The sequence below is a fragment of the Citrobacter sp. MGH105 genome, assembly GCF_001037485.2.
In the GTDB taxonomy this organism is placed as follows: Bacteria; Pseudomonadota; Gammaproteobacteria; order Enterobacterales; family Enterobacteriaceae; genus Citrobacter; species Citrobacter portucalensis.
The window spans coordinates 964,817-991,189 of the sequence record NZ_CP073048.1 but is presented as its reverse complement, the minus strand read 5'-3'; the positions used below and the strand labels follow the sequence as shown (position 1 = coordinate 991,189).

General features: G+C 53.8%; 18 protein-coding genes. 4 read left to right on the top strand and 14 right to left on the bottom strand.

Annotated elements, in window-relative coordinates:
* Positions 1-35: 35 nt before the first annotated feature.
* From recD to rppH, 12 genes are all read right to left on the bottom strand, one after another.
* Complete coding sequence (gene recD, locus SK35_RS04750) at positions 36-1,865, bottom strand: exodeoxyribonuclease V subunit alpha (protein WP_048215633.1); 1,830 nt, start codon at positions 1,863-1,865, stop codon at positions 36-38.
* Positions 1,862-5,407: an exodeoxyribonuclease V subunit beta gene (gene recB, locus SK35_RS04745; protein WP_048215632.1), complete on the bottom strand. Its 3,546-nt coding sequence runs from the start codon at positions 5,405-5,407 to the stop codon at positions 1,862-1,864. The genes recD and recB overlap by 4 nt, the downstream gene beginning before the upstream one ends.
* A complete protein-coding gene (gene ptrA / locus SK35_RS04740; protein ID WP_032944851.1) occupies positions 5,400-8,288 on the bottom strand; it encodes a pitrilysin in 2,889 nt (962 codons plus the stop codon). The genes recB and ptrA overlap by 8 nt, the downstream gene beginning before the upstream one ends.
* A 179-nt stretch (positions 8,289-8,467) precedes the next feature.
* Positions 8,468-11,836: an exodeoxyribonuclease V subunit gamma gene (gene recC, locus SK35_RS04735; protein WP_048215631.1), complete on the bottom strand. Its 3,369-nt coding sequence runs from the start codon at positions 11,834-11,836 to the stop codon at positions 8,468-8,470.
* Between the two features lie 12 nt (positions 11,837-11,848).
* Positions 11,849-12,172, bottom strand: a complete 324-nt coding sequence (locus tag SK35_RS04730) for a prepilin-type N-terminal cleavage/methylation domain-containing protein (RefSeq protein WP_003825617.1) — start codon at positions 12,170-12,172, stop codon at positions 11,849-11,851.
* Positions 12,157-12,564, bottom strand: a complete 408-nt coding sequence (locus SK35_RS04725) for a DUF2509 family protein (protein WP_048215630.1) — start codon at positions 12,562-12,564, stop codon at positions 12,157-12,159. The genes SK35_RS04730 and SK35_RS04725 overlap by 16 nt, the downstream gene beginning before the upstream one ends.
* Entirely contained in the window at positions 12,561-13,124 is a 564-nt protein-coding gene (locus SK35_RS04720; protein ID WP_048215629.1) for a prepilin peptidase-dependent protein, read from the bottom strand. Before SK35_RS04720 ends, SK35_RS04725 begins: the two co-directional genes overlap by 4 nt.
* The gene (locus SK35_RS04715) at positions 13,115-13,585 is read right to left on the bottom strand and encodes a prepilin peptidase-dependent protein (RefSeq protein WP_048215628.1); all 471 of its coding nucleotides are present in this window, start codon (positions 13,583-13,585) and stop codon (positions 13,115-13,117) included. The genes SK35_RS04720 and SK35_RS04715 overlap by 10 nt, the downstream gene beginning before the upstream one ends.
* Before the next feature lie 183 nt (positions 13,586-13,768).
* Positions 13,769-14,563, bottom strand: a complete 795-nt coding sequence (gene thyA, locus SK35_RS04710) for a thymidylate synthase (RefSeq protein ID WP_048215627.1) — start codon at positions 14,561-14,563, stop codon at positions 13,769-13,771.
* A gap of 6 nt (positions 14,564-14,569) precedes the next feature.
* On the bottom strand, positions 14,570-15,445 hold the full coding sequence (lgt, locus tag SK35_RS04705; protein WP_003825606.1) for a prolipoprotein diacylglyceryl transferase: 876 nt from the start codon (positions 15,443-15,445) through the stop codon (positions 14,570-14,572).
* Positions 15,446-15,635: 190 nt separating this feature from the next.
* Entirely contained in the window at positions 15,636-17,882 is a 2,247-nt protein-coding gene (gene ptsP, locus SK35_RS04700; protein ID WP_003825604.1) for a phosphoenolpyruvate--protein phosphotransferase, read from the bottom strand.
* Positions 17,883-17,894: 12 nt separating this feature from the next.
* Entirely contained in the window at positions 17,895-18,425 is a 531-nt protein-coding gene (gene rppH / locus SK35_RS04695; RefSeq protein WP_003825602.1) for an RNA pyrophosphohydrolase, read from the bottom strand.
* Positions 18,426-19,109: 684 nt separating this feature from the next.
* On the opposite strand from rppH, the gene mutH reads away from it, so the two are divergent.
* The 4 genes from mutH to SK35_RS04675 all read left to right on the top strand — a co-directional run bounded on the left by mutH (position 19,110) and on the right by SK35_RS04675 (position 22,104).
* On the top strand, positions 19,110-19,805 hold the full coding sequence (mutH, locus tag SK35_RS04690; RefSeq protein WP_003033965.1) for a DNA mismatch repair endonuclease MutH: 696 nt from the start codon (positions 19,110-19,112) through the stop codon (positions 19,803-19,805).
* A gap of 75 nt (positions 19,806-19,880) precedes the next feature.
* Positions 19,881-20,594, top strand: a complete 714-nt coding sequence (locus tag SK35_RS04685; protein WP_003033961.1) for a TerC family protein — start codon at positions 19,881-19,883, stop codon at positions 20,592-20,594.
* Positions 20,595-20,738: 144 nt separating this feature from the next.
* A complete protein-coding gene (gene ygdR, locus SK35_RS04680) occupies positions 20,739-20,957 on the top strand; it encodes a lipoprotein YgdR (RefSeq protein WP_000758660.1) in 219 nt (72 codons plus the stop codon).
* Positions 20,958-21,063: 106 nt separating this feature from the next.
* Entirely contained in the window at positions 21,064-22,104 is a 1,041-nt protein-coding gene (locus tag SK35_RS04675; protein WP_003825597.1) for an NADP(H)-dependent aldo-keto reductase, read from the top strand.
* A gap of 445 nt (positions 22,105-22,549) precedes the next feature.
* On the opposite strand, the gene lplT is transcribed toward SK35_RS04675, so the two are convergent.
* Together lplT and aas are read right to left on the bottom strand one after the other, a co-directional pair.
* Positions 22,550-23,743, bottom strand: coding sequence for a lysophospholipid transporter LplT (gene lplT, locus SK35_RS04670; RefSeq protein WP_048215626.1), 1,194 nt, complete (start codon positions 23,741-23,743; stop codon positions 22,550-22,552).
* A complete protein-coding gene (gene aas, locus SK35_RS04665; protein ID WP_003825593.1) occupies positions 23,736-25,895 on the bottom strand; it encodes a bifunctional acyl-ACP--phospholipid O-acyltransferase/long-chain-fatty-acid--ACP ligase in 2,160 nt (719 codons plus the stop codon). Before aas ends, lplT begins: the two co-directional genes overlap by 8 nt.
* Positions 25,896-26,373: the final 478 nt, after the last annotated feature.

Sequence of the window (26,373 nt, the reverse complement as noted above, 5' to 3'; positions counted from 1 at the left end):
CCGGATGCGGCATAACTGCCTTATCCGGCCTACATCTACATCATGCCGTCATTAAATAATGCTGACAGCCCGCTGCGGCGTTCAGTGCGGGTGGCAATGGCGCGGCTTAATATCCGCTCATCGGCGTACAGCGACAGACGACGACGCGCACGGGTAACAGCGGTATAAACCAGCTCGCGGGTAACCACGGGTGAATGCTGGCTGGGTAAAATCAACGCCGCGTGGTCAAACTCAGATCCCTGCGATTTGTGCACCGTCATCGCCCAGGTGGTTTCATGTTCAGGCAAGCGGCTGGGCTGCACCGATTTGATAGAACCATCCGGCAGCGCAAACCACACCCTCAGGCCCTGTCCACGGTCGAGGGCAATGCCGATATCACCGTTAAATAATCCCAGCGAACTGTCATTGCGCGCGATCATCACCGGCCTTCCCTCATACCAGCGGCTATGCGTCGAACGATGAATTTTACGTTTTTGCGCCATCACCTGCTCAATGCGTTCATTCAAACCACTAACGCCAAACGGACCTTCCCGCAGGGCGCATAGCAGTTGATACTCATTGAAGGCCTGAATGACAGCCCCCGGCTCCGCACCCTCGTGCAACAAATCCAGGTAGTGCCCATATCCCGCCAGCGCCTCATCCAGCATCGCGGCATAATCCTCGCTGCTGTGTAGCGTGCTTTTTTCGATGTCGCTAAATCCCTGCTGGAACACCGTTTTTATCGCAGTTTTGTCGCCGCGATTAATTGCCGCAGCCAACTGACCGATTCCGGAATCGCTGCCGAAACGGTAGCTCTTTTGCAGCAGGCACAGACTGTCGCGCAACGCTGCTGCCTGAATTCCCGAACCGGCAGGAATAGCGCTCCCGGTCAGGCGACTGAGCTGGCGGGCGCGTTCCGGGGTAAACCCGTCACCAACGAAAGCACAGATATCCCCCAGCACGGCCCCCGCTTCGACGGAAGCGAGCTGGTCGCGATCGCCCAGAAAAATCACCCGTCCGTGCGGCGGCAGCGCATCGATAAGGCGCGACATCATCGGCAAATCAATCATCGAGGCTTCATCCACCACCAGCACATCCAAATGCAGCGGGTTTCCCGCATGATGACGCAGGCGCTGACTGCCAGGCTGAGCGCCTAATAATCGATGCAGCGTACTGGCGTCATCGGGGATGCGTTTCTTTTGCTCATCGGTTAGCGGTAGTTCTCGTAGCGCCGCGCCTAGTGAGGCGGTCAGGCGCGCAGCCGCTTTTCCCGTTGGCGCCGCCAGTCGAATACGACAGCGCTCACCGTCTGCCATTTGAATCAACGCCGCCAGCAGCCTTGCGACCGTTGTCGTTTTTCCCGTCCCCGGTCCGCCTGAGATCACCGATATCCGGCGGGTGAGCGCAACAGCAGCGGCTACTTTTTGCCAGTTAACCCCCTCCGATGGCGGAAACAGCGCCGCCAGCGTGTGGGTCAACCGTTGTTCATCCACTTCAATGGCGTGGTTCACTTCACTGAAAAAGCGAGCTACCGTACGTTCGTTGTGCCACATCCGGTTCAGATACAAGCGATCGCCGTACAGCACCAGCGGCGTGGGTTGCTCGCCACGGCTTACCGCACTGGAAGCCAGCAGACATTCCGCCCAGTCTTCTGGCTCGCCCGTTTCAGCGAGCCAGGCGCTTAACAGAGGATGCGCGTCCTCGCTCAGAGATAACCGTGAAAGCGGTAAGCAGACGTGCCCTTCTCCCGCTTCACGACTGAGCAACGCCGCAGCCAGCGCAACGGCAGGGTTGTCACTTCCGGCAACCGCCAGCGCGAACTGAGCATCCAGAGGCCGGAGCTGTTTTTGCTCAACAGCCTCCAGAAATCGTTTCTGGATTGTCATAACATCGTCTCCTGCACCGCACCGGCAAACATCTCGTCCATCAACGCAATCAACTCTCCGTCAGGTCGGGTCGCGTAAATTCCCTGCTGCGGATTTTCACTGTCAACGCCGCGCAGGAAGAGATAGATAACGCCGCCAAAATGGCGTTCATAATCGTAATCAGCAATGCGATGGCGTAAGTAGCGATGCAGCGCGAGGGTATAAAGTTGGTATTGAAGGTCGTAGCGATGCGCCTGCATGGCAGAGGCCATTGCCTGCTGCGTATAGGCGGAGCTGTCTTCGCCCAGCCAGTTCGATTTGTAATCGAGCAGGTAATAACGCCCCTGGTGGCGGAATACCAGGTCAATAAAGCCTTTCAGCATGCCGCGAACCTGCATAAAGTCCAACGTAGGGCACCCCGCCGATAGCGGATCGTATTGGCGAATTAACGCATCAAGCTGGTTGGCCATCAACGGCTGCGAAATCGGCAGATAAAACTCCATCTCCACCTGTTTTTCTCGCGCGGAAAGTTGGCTCAAACTCACGCCCGTCTCGTTGAGAGGCGCCTGCAAAATAGCGTCCAGCCATTCGGTCAAAACCGGCGTCCAGTGTGCGTCATAACCGCCCAACGCCAGTTGCTCCTCGACCCAATGCGGATCCACCGGTTGCGTAAAATCGAGATCTTCAAACAGGCTATGCAAGAACGTACCCGGCGAAGCGCCGCGCGGGAACTGATGCGGTGTAAGTCCTGACTCTTCAATAACCTCACCGACGCCTGCGGCATCGATATCCAGTCGCGGGATCAGATCCTGCGCGATACCCTGTCCACGCTGTTGCAGACCGGAATAACTGGTCACGCGCCAGCTATCGCCGGGCTTACGCTGCAGTATTTTCGCACTCAGTTCGCTGCTAACAGCCTGCACAACCTGCCAGGGTTCACCGTCAGGCTGCGCGGGAGTCTGGCAAGCAATATCGTTGCTACAAAGCGCTTCAATCGCGCTACGCAGACCCACGGCATCCATCGGCTCACCTTTTTGCAACAGGCGACCAAGGGCGCTCTGATGCACATCGGTATCCCCTTTTTTATCGCTCCGACGTCGTACCAACGGCGCAACGCCAAGGCTGCAGTGCCATACCGAACGGGTTAGCGCGACATACAGCAAACGCAGGTCTTCCGCCAGACGCTCTGCTTCGGCTAGCTCAACGCTCTCCTCAGCATCGCTGAGATCCAGCACGGCTTCAAAAGAGCTACGATCGTGGTAGAAAGCCTGATCCTGAACGCGGAAATTGGTGATAAACGGCAGCCAGACCAGCGGATACTCCAGCCCTTTCGATTTATGGATGGTGACGATTTTAACCAGATGCTTGTCGCTTTCCAGCCTGAGCTGCTGGCTGGACGCGTTGCTGTCGGGTTCAAGAATATGCTGGGACAACCAGCGCACCAGCGCATGCTCGCTTTCCAGCTGCGAGCCCGCTTCCTGCAACAGTTCGCTGATATGTAAAATGTCGGTCAGTCGACGTTCGCCTCCCGCCGTCGCCAGCAGGTTCTCTGCAATCTGGCGAGCCGTCATCAGCGCACGTAGCATCGGCATCACGCCGCGTTTATGCCAGATCTGACGATAGCCGTCGAATTCTTCGACCACCGCATCCCAGGCATTCTCGTCGTTATTTAACGCTTCAATATCCTGCGCATTCAACCCCATCATTGAGGTCGCCAGCGCGCTACGCAACGTGTTCTCACGTTCCGGCGTCATCACCGCCTGCAGCACCCATAGCAACTCCTGCGCTTCCAGCGTTTCAAATACGCTGTCACGGTTGGAGAGGTAGACAGAGGGAATGGCCAGTTGCGTCAGCGCATCACGGACCAGCGCCGCCTCCTGGCGGCTTCTCACTAGTACGCTGATATCTGACGCGCGTACCGGGCTGGATGCTTTGCCACTGACCAGTTGCGCTGCGCCAGAATGCCCGGCCTTAAGCCAGTCGCGAATTTGTGTGGCGCACACCTGGGCCATGTAGCTCTGATAATCGCCTACGCCGCAACTTTCTCCATCCATCAGCCACATACTCATAGCTGGCTGCGTTTCGCCGTGCAAAACAAACCGTAACGCCTGGTTTTTTTCTGCGGATTTTACCGGGCTGAAAGGGATTTCGCGGAACATAAAGGCGTCGTCCATCTGGCTGAAAAGCGTATTCACGCTATTGACCATGCCGGGGGCCGAACGCCAGTTGGTATCAAGCGTATAGTGTGCGCTGACTTCGCTGCGCGCCTTCATATAGGTGAAGATATCCGCGCCGCGAAACGCGTAAATTGCCTGTTTCGGATCACCAATTAGCAGCAGTGCGGTATCCGGCTGATGCTGCCAGATCCGACGAAAAATACGGTACTGCTGTGGATCGGTATCCTGGAATTCATCGATCATGGCGACCGGGAAACGAGTACGAATAGCCGTCGCCAGCGCATCGCCGCTTTCACTGCGCAACGCCGCATCCAGACGGCTGAGCATATCGTCAAAACCCAGCTCGCCACGGCGACGTTTTTCCTCGGCAACTGCCGAGCGGATCTCCGCCAGCGCCCGGGTGATCACCAGATCGCGGAGAGTTAACGGTTCGCTAAGCAGTTCATCAATAGCGACAAACAGCGGGTGCTGAGGGGTTATCCCGCCCGCTTTGGTGCGCTCTTCCAGAAAACGCTGTGAGAATTTCTCCAACGCGTCAGGAAGCTGGTAACTTTGTGTTTCTTCCTGCGCCCACGCGCTGATCTTTTCGATCCACTTGCCCTGATTACCGCGATTAAATTTACGCCGGTCAATTCCGGAGGCTTCCATCAGGCCATCCAGCTCATCAACAGAATCACACCATTGCTGCTTGATCTGGTTAATGCGCGCGAGAATTTGTTCATGCCGGGAGGCCAGCGTTTCGTCATCAGACGGTGGCGCCTTGATAACCGGCGCTTCCCCCTGCAGATAGCGATCGATATCTCTCAGCAGCGCTTGCGGTCCTTTCCACGTTTCAAAAACCACCTGCGCAATGTCGCGGGGCAGCGGGTAGCAGTGCCGACGCCAGAAGTCCGCGCAGGCCTGATAGCGCAGCAGCGATTCATCTTCTATCAGTTGCTGTTCGAACAGCATGCCTGACTCAAAGGCATTGAGACTGAGCATACGCTGACAAAAGCCGTGGATGGTAAACACCGCCGCTTCATCCATCTGTCTTTCAGCCAATAGCAGCCACTGCGCGGCCTGTTTTTTATCGGCAATTTCATCTAACAAACGGGCATATAGCGGGTTGTCGGTGGTTTCACGCAGACAGGCAATTCGCAGTTCATGAATATTGCTACGAATTCGACCGCGCAACTCTTCGGTAGCCGCCTCGGTGAAGGTGACCACCAGCAGTTCTTCGACGGTAAGAGGACGAGGAAAGGCGGCAGAGCCGCCCAGTCCAAGCAGTAAACGTAAATATAGGGCGGCGATGGTAAAGGTTTTACCGGTGCCCGCAGAGGCTTCAATCAGGCGCTCGCCCGTCAGGGGCAAGCGCAGTGGATCAAGGGACTCAGCGGCATCATTCATTCTTATCACTCATCAGGGGTAAGGTTTGCTGCAACGCGCTGACGGTCTGCCACACTTTCCAGCCTTCCGGGTGCACATATTCTGCTTTCCCATTCTGACTGCCGGAAACCTGTGACAATATCGCCATGCCTTGCGGCTCAACCACCGCCTGATGGAAGAAGTCGGCAAGTTTTTGCGGCGTCAGCAGTTTAATCTGAGCCACTATTTTATCACGTGAATCGAAGCGCATATTGCCGCGATCAAAATCTTTGCTTAACTGTGAGGCTTCTGCCCCCAGCGTTTGCGGCGCCTGCAGCATTTGCGCAATAATCGCCTGCTGAATTTGCGCGAACTCTTCAGGTTTCATCGCCCGCAGCTTCGCTTCCGCCGTCGGGAAGAACGCTTTATAACGCTCCCAGAGGTAAGACGGCTGCTTATCACTGCTTTGCAGCAGGAACCCCATTCCCCACTGACGGCCAACACTCATCGGGAAAGCAAATACGGCGTAGCCTAACTGTTCTTCAGTACGCAGCTGATTGTAGAACCACGGCTGAACAATCTGACCTAACATAGCGCTGTAGGCTGAACTGGCGTATTCATCGTATCCGGTTGGCACAAATACCGCGGCCAGCGCTGAATCCGTGCTGCTGCCTGCTTTTTCAAAGATGACGGACTGCTTCTTGTCCACAACCACATCTTTGTTGCGACACCACTGTGATCCGTTCGCACCAAGCTGTTTTTGGATATCCCGCGCCATGCTCGTCGTCTGAGCTTCGCTCATATTGCCAATGACCAGGAATTCAGGTCGCGCACCGGTTTTTAAAGCGTCGCGGTAGGTCATCACCTCTTTCAGGGTGATGGAAGGCAGCAGCTTACGGCGCTCGTCGCGGGAGAAGTACGGCACCTGAGAAAGCATCTGCACCGGCATAATAGCCTGATCGTAAGCTTTACCCTTTTCTGCGGAATCCATCATCTGGGCATACCAGGATTTCGCCTGTTCCAGCTGTTCGTCCGTTGAGGTATAGCTGAAATAGCCACTCAGCAGCGCCTGAAAAAGCTGCGGCAGACGTTGAGTGTAGCCGTTGGCGTTAAGCATCAACCCATTGTTAGCGTTGGTAGAGAAACCAATTCCACCTACCGATGCCTGGTTACTTAACTGATCGAGCGCAATCCCTGCCAGGTAATCGTTCAGGGCGAATAAGACCTGGTTGCGGGCGCTGTCCATGGCTTTCGGGTTACGCAGGATCACGCTGACGTCAGCCTTCGGCTCGCTGGCAAAATACTGGCTCGGGGCATACACCACGCGTAAATCCGGCTCATCAACAATCAGCTCTGGGTGAGCGTATTTTTTATCCGTCTTTATCAGCGTGAAATCATCCGGAATGTAGGGGTTCAACTCCGGTAACGACAGCGCAATGCCCTGCGCTTTTTGCTGCCAGTCGGCAAAGGTTTTGTCGCTGATTTTATCCACCTGGTAAGGCGCATCGACAAAATAAGCGGTTTTATTATGTGGCTCTTTCGCGCTGATATACCAGATACGCGCATTCTGCGGCGTCATCATTGCCAGACGTTGCTCAACGGCTTTCGCATCATATTGGTCAGCAATATTCACCGCATCCAGCGTATGCTCGACGGGAACGCGGATCATGGTATCAGCCAGCCATTCCACGTAGTCCATATCACGGGTGATGGAGGGATAACGGAAATCGAGATCCAGCACGTGCGCCAGCTCGTCAAAATAGCGTTTATCGACACCTTTCTCGCGTAACAAATTGAGGTAGCTAAAGATTGCCGCGACAACTTCATCGCGGTTCGCCAGCCCCTTGTCGGTTAACGTCGCGGAAATGGCTAATACGCCGCTGTTCCCGTTGACCACCGGATCGGAGTCTGCGCGAATACCTTCAACCAGGCCCTGCTTTTGCAGCCAGTCAGACAACGTGCCCGGGCTACGATTGCCAATCAGGTAGGTCACCAGTTCATCGGTTTTACTGCGGAACTGCGCGCTGTTGTTATCGATACGAAACTCGACGCGCAATACTTTACGCGGCATTGCCGGAACATAGTGGATGATGATGCCCTTTTGCGCATCAGTGACGACCGGGACGGTAATCTCAGGCTTTGCGATATTCCTGTTCGGTACGCGCCCAAAGGTGTCAGCCGCTATCCGCGCCAGCTCTGGCAGCGGTTTATTGCTATAAATCACCGCCTTCATCAGGTTCGCAGAGTAGTACTTTTCATGAAATTTTTGTAATGCTTGCAGCACCGGGTTGCCCGGTTTATCGCTTAATGTCTCAAGATTCCCGCCAGAGAAACGCGAACCTGGGTGCGCCGGGTTGATCGTCTCAGCGCTCACCTGCGCCATACGCATCCCGTCTCGGGTACGCGCCAGTGTCAGCTCGGAGTTAACCGCGTTACGCTCGCGGTCGGCATATTTTTTATCCAGCAATGGATCGGCAATAGCATCCGCCAGGCGATCCACCGCCCCCACCAGCGCGTCGTTTTCGACTTCAAGATAGAAGGCCGTACGATAAGGCGCAGTGCTGGCATTGTGGCTACCGCCGTGCATTTTCAGGAATTCAGCCAGGCTGTCCGGCTGTGGGTATTTTTTCGAGCCCATCAGACACATGTGTTCGAGATAGTGCGCCAGTCCCTGATGATCGTCCGGATCTTCCAGCGAGCCCACGGGGACTACCAGTGCAGAAAGGGATTTCACGGCCTGAGGATCGGATACCAGCAGCACAACCATGCCGTTATCAAGGCGCACGGCCTGATACTGACGGGTGTCTTTATCGCTTTTACGGATGGTTTCAGCTAAAGGCTGCCAACCGGTATCTGCCTGACTTACGGGAACCCAAAGGGCGACGAACAACAGTAATGCGCTGAACCAGGTGCTGCGGGGCATTCACAAACCTCATCATTAACGAATTCACCTGTTCACTACAAACCACGCATAAATACATGATCTGAACAGGGCAAGACTATGTGCTGAACGAGCCAGCATCTTCTCTTTGTAAGAATCAGTCCGTGACAGAATGCGCATCATAGTGGAAGCCATCGAATTGCGCAATTTTTATACAATCATCATGACTGATTAAAGCGAAAAATCGGTAACAGGTAGCGCTGAGACTGTAAAACAATAGCCTCCAGCGTATCAGCATCCAGTTGACGCCAAAGACGCTGATACCAGATATCATCACCTTCGCCACGTACCATCATGTTGCCTTCATAGGCTTGCAGAAACTTACTGCGCGCTTTTTGCAACGTTGCATCGTCATCTAACATGGCATCATTTGCGGCGTCATAACAGGTTTTTATCCATGCACCACTGCTTTCGGGTAATACCAGCAACGGTGACGACATGCCTTCCCGATACCCCTCAATGAGTTGCGACAGGTACAGCAGCGCCTGTTCTGCATCCAGCGGCGGAAAACGCCATTCTCCATCTTTACGCAGGAACAATCGGCTCTCTCCCCTACCGCCACTGGCACAATAGACAAGATGTTCCAGCCAAAGTTGCACCCCCTGCGCAATGCTTATCAAAGATGGGCGCCAGCGCAACAAACCGTCTTCTTGCACCTGCGGCAGCCAGCCGGTGATTTGCACGCCGTGACAGTTAAGATCGATTTCCATGCTCTGACAGGGCTGACGACAGGCGATAATGCGTTCAGCCAGCGACTGCATTTCCTGACGCTGCGTATCCCACAGAATTTCGCCAAACGGCCCATAGGGTAGCGCGCCCGCCGCACGAAAACGGCGGAACAGTCGTTCAGCATCGTTCTCTTCAACCAGCGTATTAAGCAATTGCTGATTAAGCTGGTAGCGGGTCACCCCTTCAAGAGTGAAAGGTTCCGTATCCGGGATCTCACTCTCTTCAGAGCGGAAGTTGACCCTTAAACGCATCTGGAAAAAGGCGCGTACCGGATGTGCCCAAAATCGCTGCAGCGTTTCCAGCGTTAGCGTTTCTGGCATTTCAAAGGGAAGAGGCTGCACAAAATCCGTGTGCGCTTTTCCTGACAGACTCGCCGCAGGCAGCCATTCCCGGGCATAGCTTTGCTGTTCGCCCGGCAAATAGTTTTGTGCATCAAAGGGCATACGGGTATGCAAACGGGTTATGTGCGCTTTTACCCTTGCCTCGCTTTGATCGCAGGTCAACGATTCATCGCCCGGCAGGTAGTGGCTTTGCCCGATGTAGTCCATCAGTTCTTGCACCAGCACCGACGGGAAGCGCTCGCTGTTATCCTGAATAGAGCGGCCAATGTAGCTGATGTAGAGCGTCTGCTGTGCCGAAATTAATGCTTCGAGGAACAGATAGCGGTCATCATCTCGACGACTGCGATCGCCCAGCATCGGTTTTTGGCTCATTAAATCAAAGCCCAGCGGCGCAAGTTGACGCGGATAAACCCCATCGTTCATACCCAGCAGGCACACCACTTTGAACGGAATGGAGCGCATCGGCATCAGCGTACAAATGTTAACGGGCCCCGCCAGGAAGCGCTGGCTGATGCGTTCCTGGTCAAGGCGCTGGGCTAGCTCATCACGCAACAGAGAGAGCGGTATAGCATCGCCGTACTCGGCCCCTAAACCTTCGGTAATAATGGCCTGCCACTGCTGTTCAATCAGCGTCATTGCAGCTTCGGTGTCCGCGTCCGGTAGGAAGAAATCATTAAGCATTTCCCGACAAATGGGTAGCCACTCTTCCAGCGGTCGTTCCTGCGCTAACCCTCTACGCCAGAGATTAAGCTGCATCAGCAACGAGGCCAGATGCCCTACCAGTTCGGCAATCAGGCCGCTGGACTCATCGTAAGGCAATACCGATTGCCACTCGCCCTGCGAGCTTTCCATCGCGTAGCCGAGCAGCATACGCGTTAAACCAAATTGCCATGTATGCTGACCTGTAGGTGGAAGTTCCAGTTCACGCACGTTATCGTCGTCAATTCCCCAACGAATCCCGGATTCATTGACCCATAAGCGAAGATAGCGCAACCCTTCTTCATCAATGTTGAAACGCGCCGCCAGCACGGGAACATCCAGTAACGCCAGGACATCCTCTGAGACAAAACGGCTATCCGGCAGCGACAGCAGGCTGATAAAGGCCTGTAAGACGGGATGAGACTGGCGTGCCCGACGGTCAGATATTGCATAAGGTAAGTAACGCTCGGCTGGCGCGCTACCAAAGACCGACTGAATGAATGGGCTGTAGCTGTCGATGTCCGCCACCATCACAATAATATCGCGCGGCGTCAGCGTTGGGTCCGCTTCCAGCATGGCCAACAGCCGGTCATGAAGAATTTCCACCTCGCGCTGTGGGCTATGGCAGACATGGAAAGTCACACTGGTGTCGTTCAGCTCAAGCCGGCGTTTATTGTCGCTACGGGAATATTCTTCCAGCGTAACGCCCGCCACGGCATTACTTTCGAGTTCCAGAATATCTGATTGAATATTATGCAAAAGGTTGTCAGGCGTAATATCGACAAACGCATCCAGTTCCTGACTGTTTTCCAGCTCCGAAAGCAAATAAATGTAATCACGCCCCAGCTTGCCCCACGAGGCCAGCATCGGGTTGCCCACATCCTGTTCGCCATCGCTGTTAAATAATCCTTCGGCTTTCTGGTTATCACGAAACAGCGGCAGATGCCGTTCTTCAAAGCTGTGCCGACGCTGACGAGCCATCAGCTTCGCCAGCCAGGCAGGATCTTTAATGTCGCCCCAATAGTAGCGACAAGGGTTGGTAAACAGCAGATGAATATCAATGTGCTTACCCAACGCCTGCAAGGCCTGCAGGTAAACCGGCGGTAGCGCCGAAATTCCGCAAATAAAGACGCGAGAAGGCAGCCCCTGCGGACATTCAGACGCATTTTCCAGGGTCTGAATAAATCGTTGGTATAAATTGGCACGATGCCAGCGCGGCTGGCCCAATTCCGCGGTGTATTCCACCAGCGCTTTCCACAACGGTGCCTGCCAGGCCTGAGACTCGCCGAGTCCCTCAACCAGTCGCCCCGATTCCCACTGGGTCAACCAATCAGGGCGGTAGACTAAATACTGGTCGAAAAGGTCAGCCGCGCGCGAGGAAAGCTGAAAAAGCTTACGTTTATCAGTATCGTCCGTCAGATAGTGGCGTAGCAATGCGAAGTCATCGCTATCCAGCAATTGTGGCAACAGCGTCATCAACTTCCAGCTCATACTCTGTTTGCTGAACGCACTCTCTTTCGGGATATCCGGCAGCACGCGCACAAACATATCCCAGATAAAACTCGCGGGCAGCGGAAAATCGATATTGGCGGCAATACTAAACTTCTGTGCAAGAGTCATTTGTAGCCACTGCGCCATACCGGTACTTTGAACCAGGATCATCTCAGGTTCAAAGGGGTCGTCCAGCCGCTCGCGCTCAACGATAAATTCCATTAACGCTTCCAGCACATCCAGACGGTTGGAGTGGTAGACCCTTAACATAGCGACTCCTGACTACTGACGATTCGGGCAATGCAGACGCGTCATCTGACCCTGCCTGCCGAGGGGTGAAGAAATTATAACGTTGATGCTGACACATCCCGCTCTCGTTGTCTGCATTCGGTTAACCTGCCAGTTCACAGGCGATGAAAACGGGTATAGCTGGGTTTGCTGCCAGGCGTGGCGCCAGAGTTGCTGATACTGGTTTCTGATGATAAAGCTGTTCATTAGCACCCGCTGGTATCCTGACAACGCGGTCACAATCATTACCATTAGTACCATTGCCAGCATCACTTCCGGCAGACTAAAGCCACGCTGTCTGTTCAGGGGATCTGGCATAACGTCTGCTCCTTTAGCGGACAAAAATCGCTCCAGCCACGCGCCGAGAATTCTATGTTGCCATCAATAAACGCCCCCTGACGCCATAACGATATCCCTTCATAGTGGGCAATAAGCAGCACATAATTATTGGTAAGCCGGCGCAGGCAAACCGCGGCATCCTGCGTGGGAACGCGCCGACACTGTACGGGGGGTTGTAAGCGCCAGGGCTGCATACGCCCCCATTCCATCGCGGATTGCACTACCGCCTGACGCTGCAGCGCCTGACTTTGTGTGGCCACACGCGCAGCAAAACTGGCCTCCTGTCTGCTAACGCCTTGCAGCAGCAGACTACCGAGCACCAGCAGCAACAGGACCATTGCCAGAGAGGATACGCCTCTCTCACGGTTCACAGGTTGAATCCCGTAACGCTGTAGACCGCTTCAACAACTTTTTGTGGTTGGTCATTGCTCACTCCACGCAAACGCAGCGTAAGAAGCGGGGAATATCCGCTGAAATTCAGCCTTTCAACCTGGAATGCCTCAATCTGCATCGTGACCGGATCGGTCATTTTCTCCCATCCTTTGCCAGTGCAGCCGGTGGCTCCACGCACGGTTTCCAACACCTTGTCCTGTAAACGAAACCCAATAGAATCAGCCTCTTTCACGGGACTGTTTTCCCAAACGCCATTGCTGTTGGCATCCCAGCGGGCAATAACACAGTCTCCCTTAGCCGATATCACCAGTCCCTCTCCGACACAGTGTCCCCGGCAATACCCCGCCCGCTGAAGATGCTTCGCCACGGTGTAGACCCGCTGCCATATTTCATCTTCCAGTACTAACTGGCGTGTGTTACGCAGAATCTCTCGCTGTAGCGCCGGTAAAAATCGTGCTGAGCTAAGCAATAAAATACTGCTAATCGCCATGGCAATGAGCATCTCCAGCAGTGAAAATCCCCGTTCATTTACTGACATAATCTGGCCTCATCGCGCTCGCAAAGCCTGATTCGTCCCCAGCCAGACACCACCACGCGCCATTCCCCTGCCGTATTTTTCAGGCGTATATGTCCGGCCCATGCCGTATTGCGCAGTCCAAAAAAGGCCAGTGAAGGTGTTATCTCTGCCATTTCGACGTCGTCCCAGGGCGATGTAAAAACCAAAGACGAAGCGGGTCGACACGTGGTTTGCGAAGCCGCAGAGCTGACAAAACACCATGATGTGCCATCCCGAATCACGCTTATCACATGATCGCGGTTACGCCAGTTAGCATCTTCACGCAGTTGCAGCAGGTAGTCCCGCACCTGGCAGGCGGTCTGCCACAGCCGCTGTTGCTGCTGCCAGCGCTGCCAACCATACAGTCCAGATGCACCAAGCGCCGCGACAATCAGCATCGCAATCAGGGTTTCGAGAAGCGTGTAACCTTGTTGTTTTTTCATGTCGCCAGTATGGCGTGAGGAAAATGAATAACGAGCGGGAAATTCGGTTTCTACGGCGAGCTATGGGGAATATTTAGCACGTTACAGGCCGTTGCAATATTTCAGGAATCCACGCCGAAGAACGCGATTTGAGACAAAAAAAACCGACGCACATGGGCGTCGGTTGTGACAGCATGAAACAGGTTAGATAGCTACTGGTGCTTTAATACCCGGGTGCGGATCGTAGCCTTCAATTTCGAAGTCTTCGAAGCGATAGTCAAAGATTGATTCAGGCTTACGTTTGATAACCAGTTTCGGCAGCACGCGCGGTTCACGGCTAAGCTGCAGATGCGTTTGATCCATATGGTTGCTGTACAGGTGCGTGTCGCCGCCGGTCCAGACAAAATCACCCACTTCCAGATCGCACTGCTGCGCCATCATGTGTACCAGCAAAGCGTAGCTGGCAATGTTAAACGGCAGGCCGAGAAACACATCGCACGAACGCTGATACAGCTGGCAGGAGAGCTTGCCATCCGCCACGTAGAACTGGAAGAACGCATGGCACGGTGCCAGCGCCATTTTATCCAGCTCACCGACGTTCCATGCGGAAACGATGATGCGGCGAGAGTCCGGATCATTTTTCAGCTGGTTTAGCACGGTGGTGATCTGGTCGATATGGCGACCATCTGGCGTAGGCCACGCGCGCCATTGTTTGCCGTAAACCGGGCCTAAATTACCGTTTTCATCCGCCCATTCGTCCCAGATTGAGACGTTGTTTTCATGCAGGTAGGCAACGTTAGTATCGCCCTGCAAGAACCACAGCAGCTCATGAATGATCGAGCGTAAATGGCAGCGTTTAGTCGTAACCAGCGGGAACCCTTCCTGCAGATTAAAACGCATCTGATGACCAAAAATGGAAAGCGTTCCGGTTCCGGTACGGTCGTTTTTCTGTGTGCCTTCATCCAGCACTTTTTGCATCAGTTCTAAATACTGTTTCATGGTTCCTCAGGAAACGTGTTGCTGTGGGCTGCGGCGGTACGCCCAAACCATCATAATAATGCCTGCGACAATCATCGGGATAGAGAGGATCTGCCCCATGCTGATGTACTGTACCCAGGTGCCGGTAAACTGCGCATCCGGCTGGCGGAAGAATTCAACAATAATACGAAACGCGCCATAACCAATCAGGAACAGACCGGATACCGAACCCATCGGGCGCGGTTTGCGAATGTACAAGTTCAGAATGATAAACAGCACAACGCCTTCCAACGCCATCTCATAAAGCTGTGAGGCGTGGCGTGGCAGCGAGCCGTAGGTATCAAAAATAGACTGCCATTGCGGGTTAGTTTGCAGCAGTAAAATATCTTCGGTACGGGAGCCGGGGAACAGCATGGCGTACTTGAAGTTCGGGTCAACGCGTCCCCACAGCTCACCATTGATAAAGTTGCCCAGACGCCCTGCACCCAAGCCAAACGGAATCAGCGGGGCAATGAAATCAGAAACCTGGAAGAACGAACGCTTAGTGCGTTTGGCGAAGATAATCATCACCAGGATCACACCGATAAGTCCACCGTGGAAGGACATACCGCCGTCCCAGACGCGGAACAGATACAGGGGATTATCGAGGAATAACGGGAAGTTATAGAACAGTACGTAACCAATACGCCCACCGAGGAAAACCCCGAGGAAGCCCGCATACAGTAAGTTTTCTACTTCATTTTTGGTCCAGCCACTGCCCGGACGATTCGCGCGGCGCGTCGCCAGCCACATCGCGAAAATAAACCCCACCAAATACATTAAGCCGTACCAGTGAAGCGCGACGGGTCCGATTGAGAAAATGACCGGATCGAAATCCGGAAAATGCAGATAGCTACTGGTCATCTGTCACCACAAGTTCTTGTTATTTCGCTGAAGTCAGACAGCAATTGATAAGCGCGCCTGCATAATGCAGGCGCTCCAAAGGTGCGAATGATAGCACAAGGGGTTAGAAGCGGATGCCGGGAAGATGTAAAAGATCTGTATAGGTAATCTCTATCCCCCGTAATACCTGATAGCGCTACGCTTGTCAGACCTACAATCCCCCGCGAATCAAGCCCCCCATGCCACGACGCTCCATGAAGGCCGCTACCTGATGGCGTACTTCTGTTGCCATCTGTGCCTCCAGGCTGCGCTGCGCCAGCGTTTGCGCCTCATCAAAATCGATATGGCGCAGCAGATATTTTACGCGAGCGACAGAACGACCGTTCATCGACAAATGACGGAAACCGAGACCGATCAGAATAGCCACGCACATCGGGTCGCCCGCCATTTCACCACACAGGCGCAAATCGATACCGCTTCTTTCGGCTTCCTGCGCAATCATCGCCAGCGCACGCAACATCCCCGGATGCAGGCTGTCATAAATGCTGGCTACCCGTGTGTTGTTACGATCGACGGCCAGTATGTACTGGGTAAGGTCGTTGGTTCCAACCGAGATAAAGTCTATCCGGTTTGTCAGATGCGGCAGCATGAACACCATCGACGGAACTTCCAGCATGATGCCAATGCGCGGTTTCGGGATCTCGTAACCGATCATCTCCTCCACTTCGCGTCCGGCGCGTTCAATCAAACGTCGCGCTTCGTCCACTTCATCGATGCTGGTTACCATCGGCAGCAAAATGCTCAGGTTTCCGGTTGCCGCATTCGCACGCAGCATAGCGCGAACCTGGATCAAAAAGATCTCCGGCTGATCGAGCGTTATGCGGATCCCTCGCCAGCCAAGGCAGGGGTTCTCTTCACTGATCGGCATATAGGGCAGCTGTTTATCGGCGCCGACATCCAGCGTACGCAGGGTCACCGGCTTGTCGTTAAACATTTGCAGCATCCCCTGATACTGCGCAACCTGTTCTTCTTCCGAAGGAAAACCGCTTTGCAGCATGAACGGAATTTCGGTGCGATACAGGCCAATGCCGTCGATTCGGCTACCCAGCTTTTCTTCATGTTCCGGGCTGAGGCCCGCATTGAGCATCACCTTCACGCGCTCGCCGCTTTTCAGCTGTGCTGGCTGGTTGACGTCGTCTTCCGCCAGGCGGCTCAGCTCAATTTCTTCACTGATAAGACGCTGGTATTCCTGGATCAATACCGGTTCCGGATCGACCAGCAGTTCACCGCGATAACCGTCCACCACCAGCGTACGGCGATGCAGCACCGACGGCTGGATATCGGCCCCCATAACGGTAGGGATACCCAGCGCACGCACCATAATTGCCGCATGAGAGTTGGCTGCGCCGTCCCGGACAACCACGCCAACTAACCGGTCCTGAGGAAGCTCCGCCAGCGTGGTCGCCGAAAGTTCGTCCGCCACCAGCACAAAGCGTTCCGGCCAGGCATTTGGCCCCTGGATAGAGTCATCAAGGTGGAACAGCAGACGCTGGCCCAGCGCGCGTAAATCTCCGGCCCGCTCTTTGAGGTAGTTATCGCTCAGCGCGGCGAACTGTTCGGCAAACTTTTCGATGATCGTTTTAACCGCCCACTCGGCCACCGAACCGTTATCCACTTCCGCAAACAGCTCGCGGCGCAGACGGGTATCGGAAAGTAAGTGCGAGTAAAGATCAAAGATCGCCGCCGTTTCTTTCTGCGCCCCAGCGGTAAAACGCTTGCTGTAGCGGCGGAATTCGTTCGCCGCCTCTTCCAGCGCACCGGTCAGTCGCTCGCGCTCAAGCACAGGATCCAGCGTTGAAGCCTGGTAGACCTGTTCCATCAACGGCAGCGTCGCATCCTGCCAACCTTCGGCTATCGCCACACCGGGAGCGGCAGGCAGCGCACGGATGCGCGTTTGACGGTACTGGCCGAACAGCGCGTTTAGCTGCGACTGCGAAAGTATGGCCGCCATTTGCGTGGCGAGCGTGACGAGGAAAGACTCTTCACTTTCATCGTACTGACGCAGTTCACGCTGCTGCACCACCAGCACACCTAAAAGCTGGCGACGCTGAATGATCGGTACGCCTAAGAATGCACGAAAACGCTCTTCTTTTACTGAAGGAATGTATTTAAAGCTGGGATGTTTTTGCGCATCGGCGAGGTTGATAGGTTCCGCCAGCCTGCCAACCAGGCCAACGATACCTTCATCAAACGCGAGTGCGACAGTGCGACCACGTGGTTTTTTTAGTCCCCGGGTCGCCATGAGGTAATAACAACGTCGATCGTGATCGGCCAGATAGACCGAACAGACCTCTGTATCCATCGCAAGACAGATGTCGGTAACCAGTATATTCAGCGCTTCGTTCAGACGCGGAGCACTGGCCACCTTTTCGACTATTTCGCGCAGGCGGGTGAGCATAATTTGCGTAGCTTAACCTCTTTTACGTCTGTACGCAGGTGCGCTTTGCGGTTTAGGAGTGCTCTCCTGAAGCGCCATGACAACACTTGCGAATTCTTTCATCACCCTGCGATAGACATCGCGTTTAAATGACACCACCTGTCGAACCGGATACCAGTAACTCACCCAGCGCCAGCCGTCGAACTCAGGTGTACTGCTGGTTTGCATATTGATTTCAGCATCGCTGCTGACCAATTGCAGAAGAAACCATTTTTGTTTCTGGCCGATACAAACCGGCTTCGTGTCCCAACGCACCAAACGTTTCGGTAACTTGTAACGCAACCAGTTACGAGTAGAAGCAAGGATCCGTACATCTTTACGACTGAGACCCACTTCTTCAAAGAGTTCCCGGTACATCGCCTGCTCTGCTGTCTCTCCTGCGTTGATCCCACCTTGTGGGAATTGCCAGGAGTGCTGACCAAATCGCCGGGCCCACATGACCTGCCCCTGGCGGTTACAAATTACTATCCCTACATTCGGGCGGTAGCCATCGTCATCAATCACCGGACTACCTCAACATAAACCTTATATACAAACGATTGTTTCACACTCCTGAGGGGCGGTAAACCACTCTGTTAAGGGTGCGATATTCTAATAACAATTGAATAACTCACAGTTAAAGGCCGAGTTATAAACAGAAGAAGGGCAAGCAAGGCGATTTTATTCACCTTTTCTGTGGATATAGTTGTGAAGAAGTACGGAATTACTATGGGAAAACCCAGAACAGTCCGAATAAGACATTCGTCACATATCAAAAATACTCTTATACATTCATAAAGTTAAAACCGATCCACGCAGATAAACACACAGAAATGTGATGTGCATCACGCATACGATCTTCACGCTGATGAAAGATCGACCAGCGTTGGTTTTATCCACAGATTATGCCAATAAGTTAGGCACAATTTGTGTGAAAATTCGATTTTCGTCGCACGTCAAGGCTGTAAATTGAAACAGTAGTGGGGGTTTTTCACAGTTATCCCATCTTTCTGTGGATAACATGGTGTAAGATCCTGTTCATTGTCAGTGACCAGAATTGGAAAACCCGCTTCGCTGTTGCGCAACTCCGCGAACGTGAATCTAAAAACCAATATAAATCATAGAATTGAATAAAGCATGTGGAAAAAGATAAACTCTGTCCACACGGTATAAAATCATTGCTCATTTTTTCACCTAAGGGTTAACCCGATGCCAGAACTCCGTCCGTTGCTTTCTCCCCCTGAATCTGAAGCCCAGTTGCTGAGCCAGGCACGGCAGCTTTCGGGCTACGCGTTAGGAGAATTAGCGGCAATGGCGGGAATCGTTACGCCGAAGGATCTTAAGCGCGATAAAGGCTGGATTGGCGTCCTGCTGGAAATCTGGCTCGGTGCCAGCGCGGGCAGTAAACCAGAGCAGGATTTTGCGGCGCTGGGCGTGGAGCTGAAAACGATCCCTGTGGACAGTCTTGGCAGACCGCTGGAAACCACCTTTGTGTGTGTGGCGCCGTTAACCGGCAATACCGGCGTCACCTGGGAAACCAGCCATGTACGACACAAACTCAAACGTGTTCTGTGGATCCCGGTAGAAGGCGAACGCAGCATCCCTCTGGCTGAGCGCCGCGTCGGCTCTCCCCTGCTGTGGAGCCCGAATGAAGAAGAAGACCGGCAATTGCGTCTGGACTGGGAAGAGTTAATGGACATGATTGTGTTAGGTCATGTCGAACGCATCACCGCTCGCCATGGGGAAGTACTGCAACTGCGTCCTAAAGCCGCCAACGCCCGCGCGCTTACCGAGGCCATTGGCGCCAACGGCGAACCCATCCTGACCCTGCCACGCGGCTTTTACCTGAAAAAGAACTTCACCCGCGCATTGCTTGAGCGACATTTCTTGTTCCAGGCGCAATAGGCACCGTCCGGCCTTTCACCCGCCGCGTTACGGGCCTATAATTACCGCTTCTTTTTTTTGGCAGGACTTTGTTCGATGTTATTTGCATGGATAACCGATCCTAACGCCTGGCTTGCGCTCGGTACGCTGACGCTGCTGGAGATCGTTCTTGGGATCGACAATATTATTTTCCTTTCTCTGGTTGTAGCCAAACTCCCGACAGCGCAACGCAATCATGCCCGACGTATTGGGCTGGCGGCGGCGATGATCATGCGTCTGGCACTGCTGGCTTCTATCGCCTGGGTAACGCGGCTGACAAACCCGTTATTCGAGCTGTTTGGCGAGGCGATATCAGCACGTGACCTGATCCTTCTGCTGGGGGGATTGTTCCTGATCTGGAAAGCCAGCAAGGAGATCCACGAATCCATTGAAGGTGAGGAAGAGGGGTTAAAAACCCGCGTATCTTCTTTCCTGGGCGCGATTGTACAGATCATGTTGTTAGACATTATCTTCAGTCTGGATTCCGTGATTACTGCGGTTGGTTTGTCCGATCATCTGTTTATCATGATGGCGGCGGTGGTGATTGCCGTAGGCGTGATGATGTTTGCCGCGCGCCCAATTGGCGAGTTTGTCGATCGCCACCCTTCGGTGAAAATGCTGGCGCTCTCGTTTCTGATTCTGGTCGGTTTTACGCTGATTCTGGAAAGTTTCGACGTCCACGTTCCGAAAGGATATATCTATTTCGCCATGTTCTTCTCTATCGCGGTAGAGACCCTGAACCTGTGGCGTAATAAAAAAAATCCGCTCTGATGAAATCCATCGCTCCCCGCAAGGGGAGCGAATGCCAGCCACACCTACCCCTTCTCACAGTTTAAGATTTTACTGCTTTCACCCTGCACAACTTCGCGTTATTACTAAACTATTGTCAGACGCAGGCCATGTGAGGATAAGCAGATGAAAAAATGGGCAGTTTTGATTTCCGCCGTAGGACTGGCTTTTGCCGTTTCCGGATGCAGCAGCGATTATGTTATGGCGACAAAAGATGGTCGAATGATCCTGACCGATGGAAAACCAGAAATTGACGATGATACTGGTCTGGTGAGCTATCACGACCAGCAGGGCAATGCTATGCAGATTAACCGTGATGATGTGTCTCAAATCATTGAACGCTGATGGTTGAGGTCAGCAGCGCGCTGGCCTTAACAATTTTACTTCCCTTTTTCTCTTCCCTCAGCCATTTTTATAATCCTTATGTCGTGATTATAAAAAGGAAACGGCTATGCAATATCACCGTATACCCCACAGCTCGCTGGAAGTCAGTACACTGGGGCTGGGCACAATGACGTTTGGTGAACAAAACAGCGAAGCCGACGCACATGCACAGCTCGATTATGCAGTAGCACAGGGCATTAATTTGATCGACGTTGCCGAGATGTATCCGGTACCGCCGCGTCCTGAAACCCAGGGTCTCACCGAAACCTACGTAGGTAACTGGCTCGCCAAACACGGCAGCCGCGAAAAGCTGATCGTTGCGTCTAAGGTCAGCGGACCATCACGTAACAACGACAGCGGCATTCGACCGAATCAGGCGCTGGACCGTAAAAATATCCGTGAAGCACTGCACGACAGCCTGAAAAGACTGAAAACCGATTATCTGGATCTGTATCAGGTTCACTGGCCGCAGCGCCCGACCAACTGTTTTGGTAAGTTAGGCTACAGTTGGACAGACTCCGCGCCGGTCGTTTCCCTTCTCGATACGCTGGACGCTCTGGCCGAGTTTCAGCGCGCCGGGAAAATTCGCTACATCGGCGTTTCTAATGAAACCGCGTTTGGCGTGATGCGCTATCTGCACCTGGCGGACAAACACGATCTGCCACGCATCGCCACCATCCAGAACCCCTACAGCCTGCTGAACCGCAGCTTTGAGGTTGGACTGGCTGAAGTGAGCCAGTATGAAGGCGTTGAGCTGCTGGCTTACTCTTGCCTGGGTTTCGGTACGTTAACCGGGAAATACCTGAACGGCGCGAAACCTGCCGGTGCACGCAATACGTTGTTTAGCCGTTTCACGCGCTACAGCGGCGAGCAGACGCAGAAAGCCGTTGCGGCCTATGTGGATATCGCGAAACGCCATAATCTGGATCCTGCGCAAATGGCGCTGGCATTCGTGCGTCGTCAGCCGTTTGTCGCCAGCACTTTGCTGGGCGCCACGACGATGGAGCAGCTAAAAACCAACGTTGAAAGCCTGCATCTGGAGTTGAGCGAAGAAGTACTGGCAGAGATTGAAGCGGTGCATCAGGTGTATACCTATCCTGCACCGTAACAGTTAGCGCCTGATGGCGCTACGCTTATCAGGCCTACAAAGTGAACGCCCTGTAGGCCGTATACGGTAACGCCGCCATCCGACACATTCATAGCATACTCATCTCGCACCGTGACGATTAGCGCCTGATGGCGCTACGCTTATCAGGCCTACAAAGTGAGCATCCTGTAGGCCGGATAAGGCAACGCAGCCATCCGGCACATTCATAGCATACTCATCTCGCACCGTGACGATTAGCGCCTGATGGCGCTACGCTTATCAGGCCTACAAAGTGAGCATCCTGTAGGCCGGATAAGGCAACGCAGCCATCCGGCACATTCATAGCATACTCATCTCGCACCGTGACGATTAGCGCCTGATGGCGCTACGCTTATCAGGCCTACAAAGTGAGCATCCTGTAGGCCGGATAAGGCAACGCCGCCATCCGGCAACAGCATACAACAGACTATTGGCGGCGCTGCCAAATCCACAGCGCCGCAATCGCCAGCGCAAACAGCGCACCAAATCCAATACCAATCGCAACTGCCGGGATCCCTACCAGCACCGCCAGTGAGTAAATCCCGAGCATCAACAGCATCGCGCTGTTTTCACCCAGGTTTTGCACCGCTATCGCATTACCCGCGCCGACGCTTTTCTTACCCCGTTCCTGCAGCAACGCATTCAACGGCACCACAAAGAAGCCACCCGACACGCCGATAAGCATCAGCAATGCGTAGGCCGGAAGCAGCGAATGTTGAAGAGAGAAAATCAGCACCACGATGCCAATCAGGATCCCCGCAGGCATACAGCGCGACACGGTTTCCAGCGTTACCAGCTTCGCGGCCGCACCCGCACCGACCACAATCCCGATTGCTACCATGGCATTGAGGTAGGTCGGGGTGGCGTTATCGGTGATGCCGAGCGCCACCGGGACCCACAGCACCAGCAGAAAACGCAGCGTAACGCCCGCGCCCCAAAAAAGGCTGGTTCCCACCAGCGAGAAGCGTGTTTCACCGTTGCGCCACAGCGAGGAGGCGGCACAGAAGAAACTGCGCGTCATTTTCCCCAGATGCCAGGACTGGCCAGGACGAGCCGCGGCCAGTTTCGGGATATACAGGTTAGCCACCACGGCGCCAGCATAGGCCAGGGCACAGGCAGAAAGCGCGGCCATCACGTGCCAGTCGGCCAGAACGCCGCCGGCGACAGAACCGAGCAAAATCGCGGCAATGGTGGAGGCTTCCATCAGGCCGTTAGCCTTCACCAGTTTGTCACCGGTAGTCAGTTCACCGAGAATGCCGTACTTGGCCGGTGAATATGCCGCCGCGCCGATTCCCACCAGCGTATACCCAAGAAACGGATTAATGCCGAAGCAAATACTCGCCGCACCCAGCAGTTTCAGAGCGTTCGCGAACATCATCACTCTGCCTTTGGCAAAGCTATCCGCCACCTGTCCCACAAAGGGAGCAAACAGAATGTAAGCGCCCACAAACACCATTTGCAGGATTGGCTGACTCCAGTCCGGATAGAATTGTTCTTTCAGCAACGCCAGCGTAGCAAACAGCAACGCATTATCGCCAAACGCCGATAAAAACTGCGCGGCGATAACGGACATCATCCCTTTGGACCAGATTGAAGTGTTAGTGTGCACTGACTCACTCATGTTGTTTTTCCGGCTCATCAACCCAGCTTTTCAGCGTAACAAAATCCGGCTTACCGCTGCCGAGTAAGGGGAGTTGCTTCAGATGGCGAATATCACGCGGTACGGCGAGTTCAGGTACACCGTGCGCCCGCGCATACTGCTGTAGTTTTTCACGTGTCAGCTCGCTGTCGGTAGTGAACAGCACCAGCGCCTCACCTTTGCTGGCATCACTCTTGATCGCCGTGGCGTGCATTTTGTCTGCGGATACCGCCAACGCCAGTTGCTCAACCATTTCCAGCGAGACCATCTCTCCGGCAATTTTAGCGAAACGCTTAGCGCGCCCCTGAATCTGTACAAAGCCGTTTTCATCAAAGCGCACGATGTCTCCGGTGTCATACCAGCCGCGCTCAATCTCACCTTGCGCATTTTCTGCCGTCGGCACTTCCAACACGCCAGGTTTTTCGACGCGCAAATAGCCGCTCATAATATTAGGACCTTTCAGCTGTAAACGCCCACCGTCCTCAATTCCCGGAACGGCCAACAGTCGAGCATCCATACCAGGCAAGATGCGCCCTACCGTTCCCGATTTTGCCGCCATTGGTACGTTAATCGACACAACCGGCGCACATTCCGTCACGCCATAGCCTTCAAGAACGCGCAGGCCAAATTTCTCCTGCCACAGCTGCTTTGTGCTGTCCTGAAGTTTTTCCGCTCCCGCCACCACATAGCGCAGGCGGTGGAAATCGTACGGATGCGCAAAACGCGCGTAGTTGCCGAGGAACGTTGAAGTACCAAACAACACGGTGCAGTTCCGGTCATATACCAGCTCTGGCACAATGCGGTAATGCAGCGGGCTGGGATAAAGAAACACTTCTGCGCCAGTCAGTAGCGGCGTGAATAATCCCACCGTCAGGCCAAAGGAGTGGAACAGCGGCAGCGCCGACATAAAACGGTCATCGGCGGTGAAATCGGCAATCGTTTTGATCTGCTCAACGTTCGCCAGAATGCTTTTATGACTGTGAACCACACCTTTCGGATGGCCTTCTGAACCAGAAGTAAAGAGGATCACCGCAGCGTCTTCCGGCTGCTGCTTCACCTGCGCCAGATGCGGTGCCAGCAGATGTGAGAAAATCCACAGCTTATCGCTAAAGGTCACATCAGCTTTTAAGTCTTCCAGATAAACCCAACGCACCTGGGTGAGCTGTTCCGGTAAATGCCAGAGTTTGCCTTTATCGAGAAACTGTCGGGATGTGAAGATCGTTTTAATTTCAGACGCAGTAATGGCGCTGGTTAATCCTTTCACGCCCGCGGTGTAGTTCATCATGGCCGGAATGCGTCGGCGCGCAATGGCACCAAAAATGACCGCTGCGCTGATCCCCGCGTTTGGCAGCATCAGGCCGATTTTTTCACCTTCGACGCTGTATTTTTCCAGAATACGGGCCACAAAGAGCGTCTTTGTCAGCAGCTTGCGGTAGCTGTCCGGGGTAAAGTTAACATCTTCAATGCAGTTTTTGCCTGCGCCAAAACGGTATTTCGCCGCCAGCAGCGACTCGTATAGCGTTTCACGCGGACGAACCGCCATGCGTGCTTCCATCATAATTTGATGCAGCATCTCTCCGGCAATTTTGCGGCGATCGCGAGCACGCGGAGCTTCCGGCATCGGCAGTTGTGTGGGCGGTAGGATGTGTAAGCGGATGCGCGGGAAGAATCGCTGTTTAACCAAACCTTTCAGGCGGCTAAAGCGGGAAAGCTCCGCGCCTTCAATGCGCACAGGAACCACCGTCGCCCCCGACTTAGCGGCAACAAACCCCGCGCCGTCATAAATTTTCATTAACGAGCCGGAGGTCGAAATACGTCCTTCCGGGAAAATAACCACCGGACGGCCCTGTTCGACCAGACGAACCAGATGTTTAATCGACATCGGTTTGGTTGGATCTAACGGTACAAAATCAATCAGCGGGGTTAGCCAGCGCATATACCATTGCTGGCTGATCGAGGTGTAAACAGCGAAGACGGGACGAATCGGTAAAAAGAGCGCCAACAGGATGCCGTCTATAAATGAGACATGGTTGGGAGTGATTAGAACGCGTTCTCCCTGTAGCGCGCTGACATCGCCCGTGACGCGAACGCGGAAAAGCACGCGAAACAGATTACGAAAAAAGCCAAATAGCATCTCAACTCCCTGTGCCATTAATTATATAAACATCAATGGTGGGAGAGTATACGAGTTGGGGAATTGGCGCGACAGGTAACTGGTAAATACAATCCGAAAAAAAACCTGCGCATCCGCGCAGGTTGGTGCAAGAGACAGGTACGAAGTGCGTACCGAATAATCTCACCAATCAATACCTCTGGGATCTTGATTGTGGTCGTCAGCAGCCAGATACGCCAGTGCGAAAACGCAAAGGAATGAACCCAAATGCAACGAGTTGTGTAAATTATCGGTTACTGTTACAGATAGACTGAAGGTAAAAAAAAACCTGCGCATCTGCGCAGGCTGGTGTAATTCTAGTGATCAACCCGAAAGTTGATTTCACCTATCAATACCTCTGGGATCTCAACTCTAGCAATCTGCTCAGTTCTCTCACCAGCGAACAATCGCAACAGCACATCGCAAAGTGTAAGCAAAAATTAGCATTTTCTATTTTCTG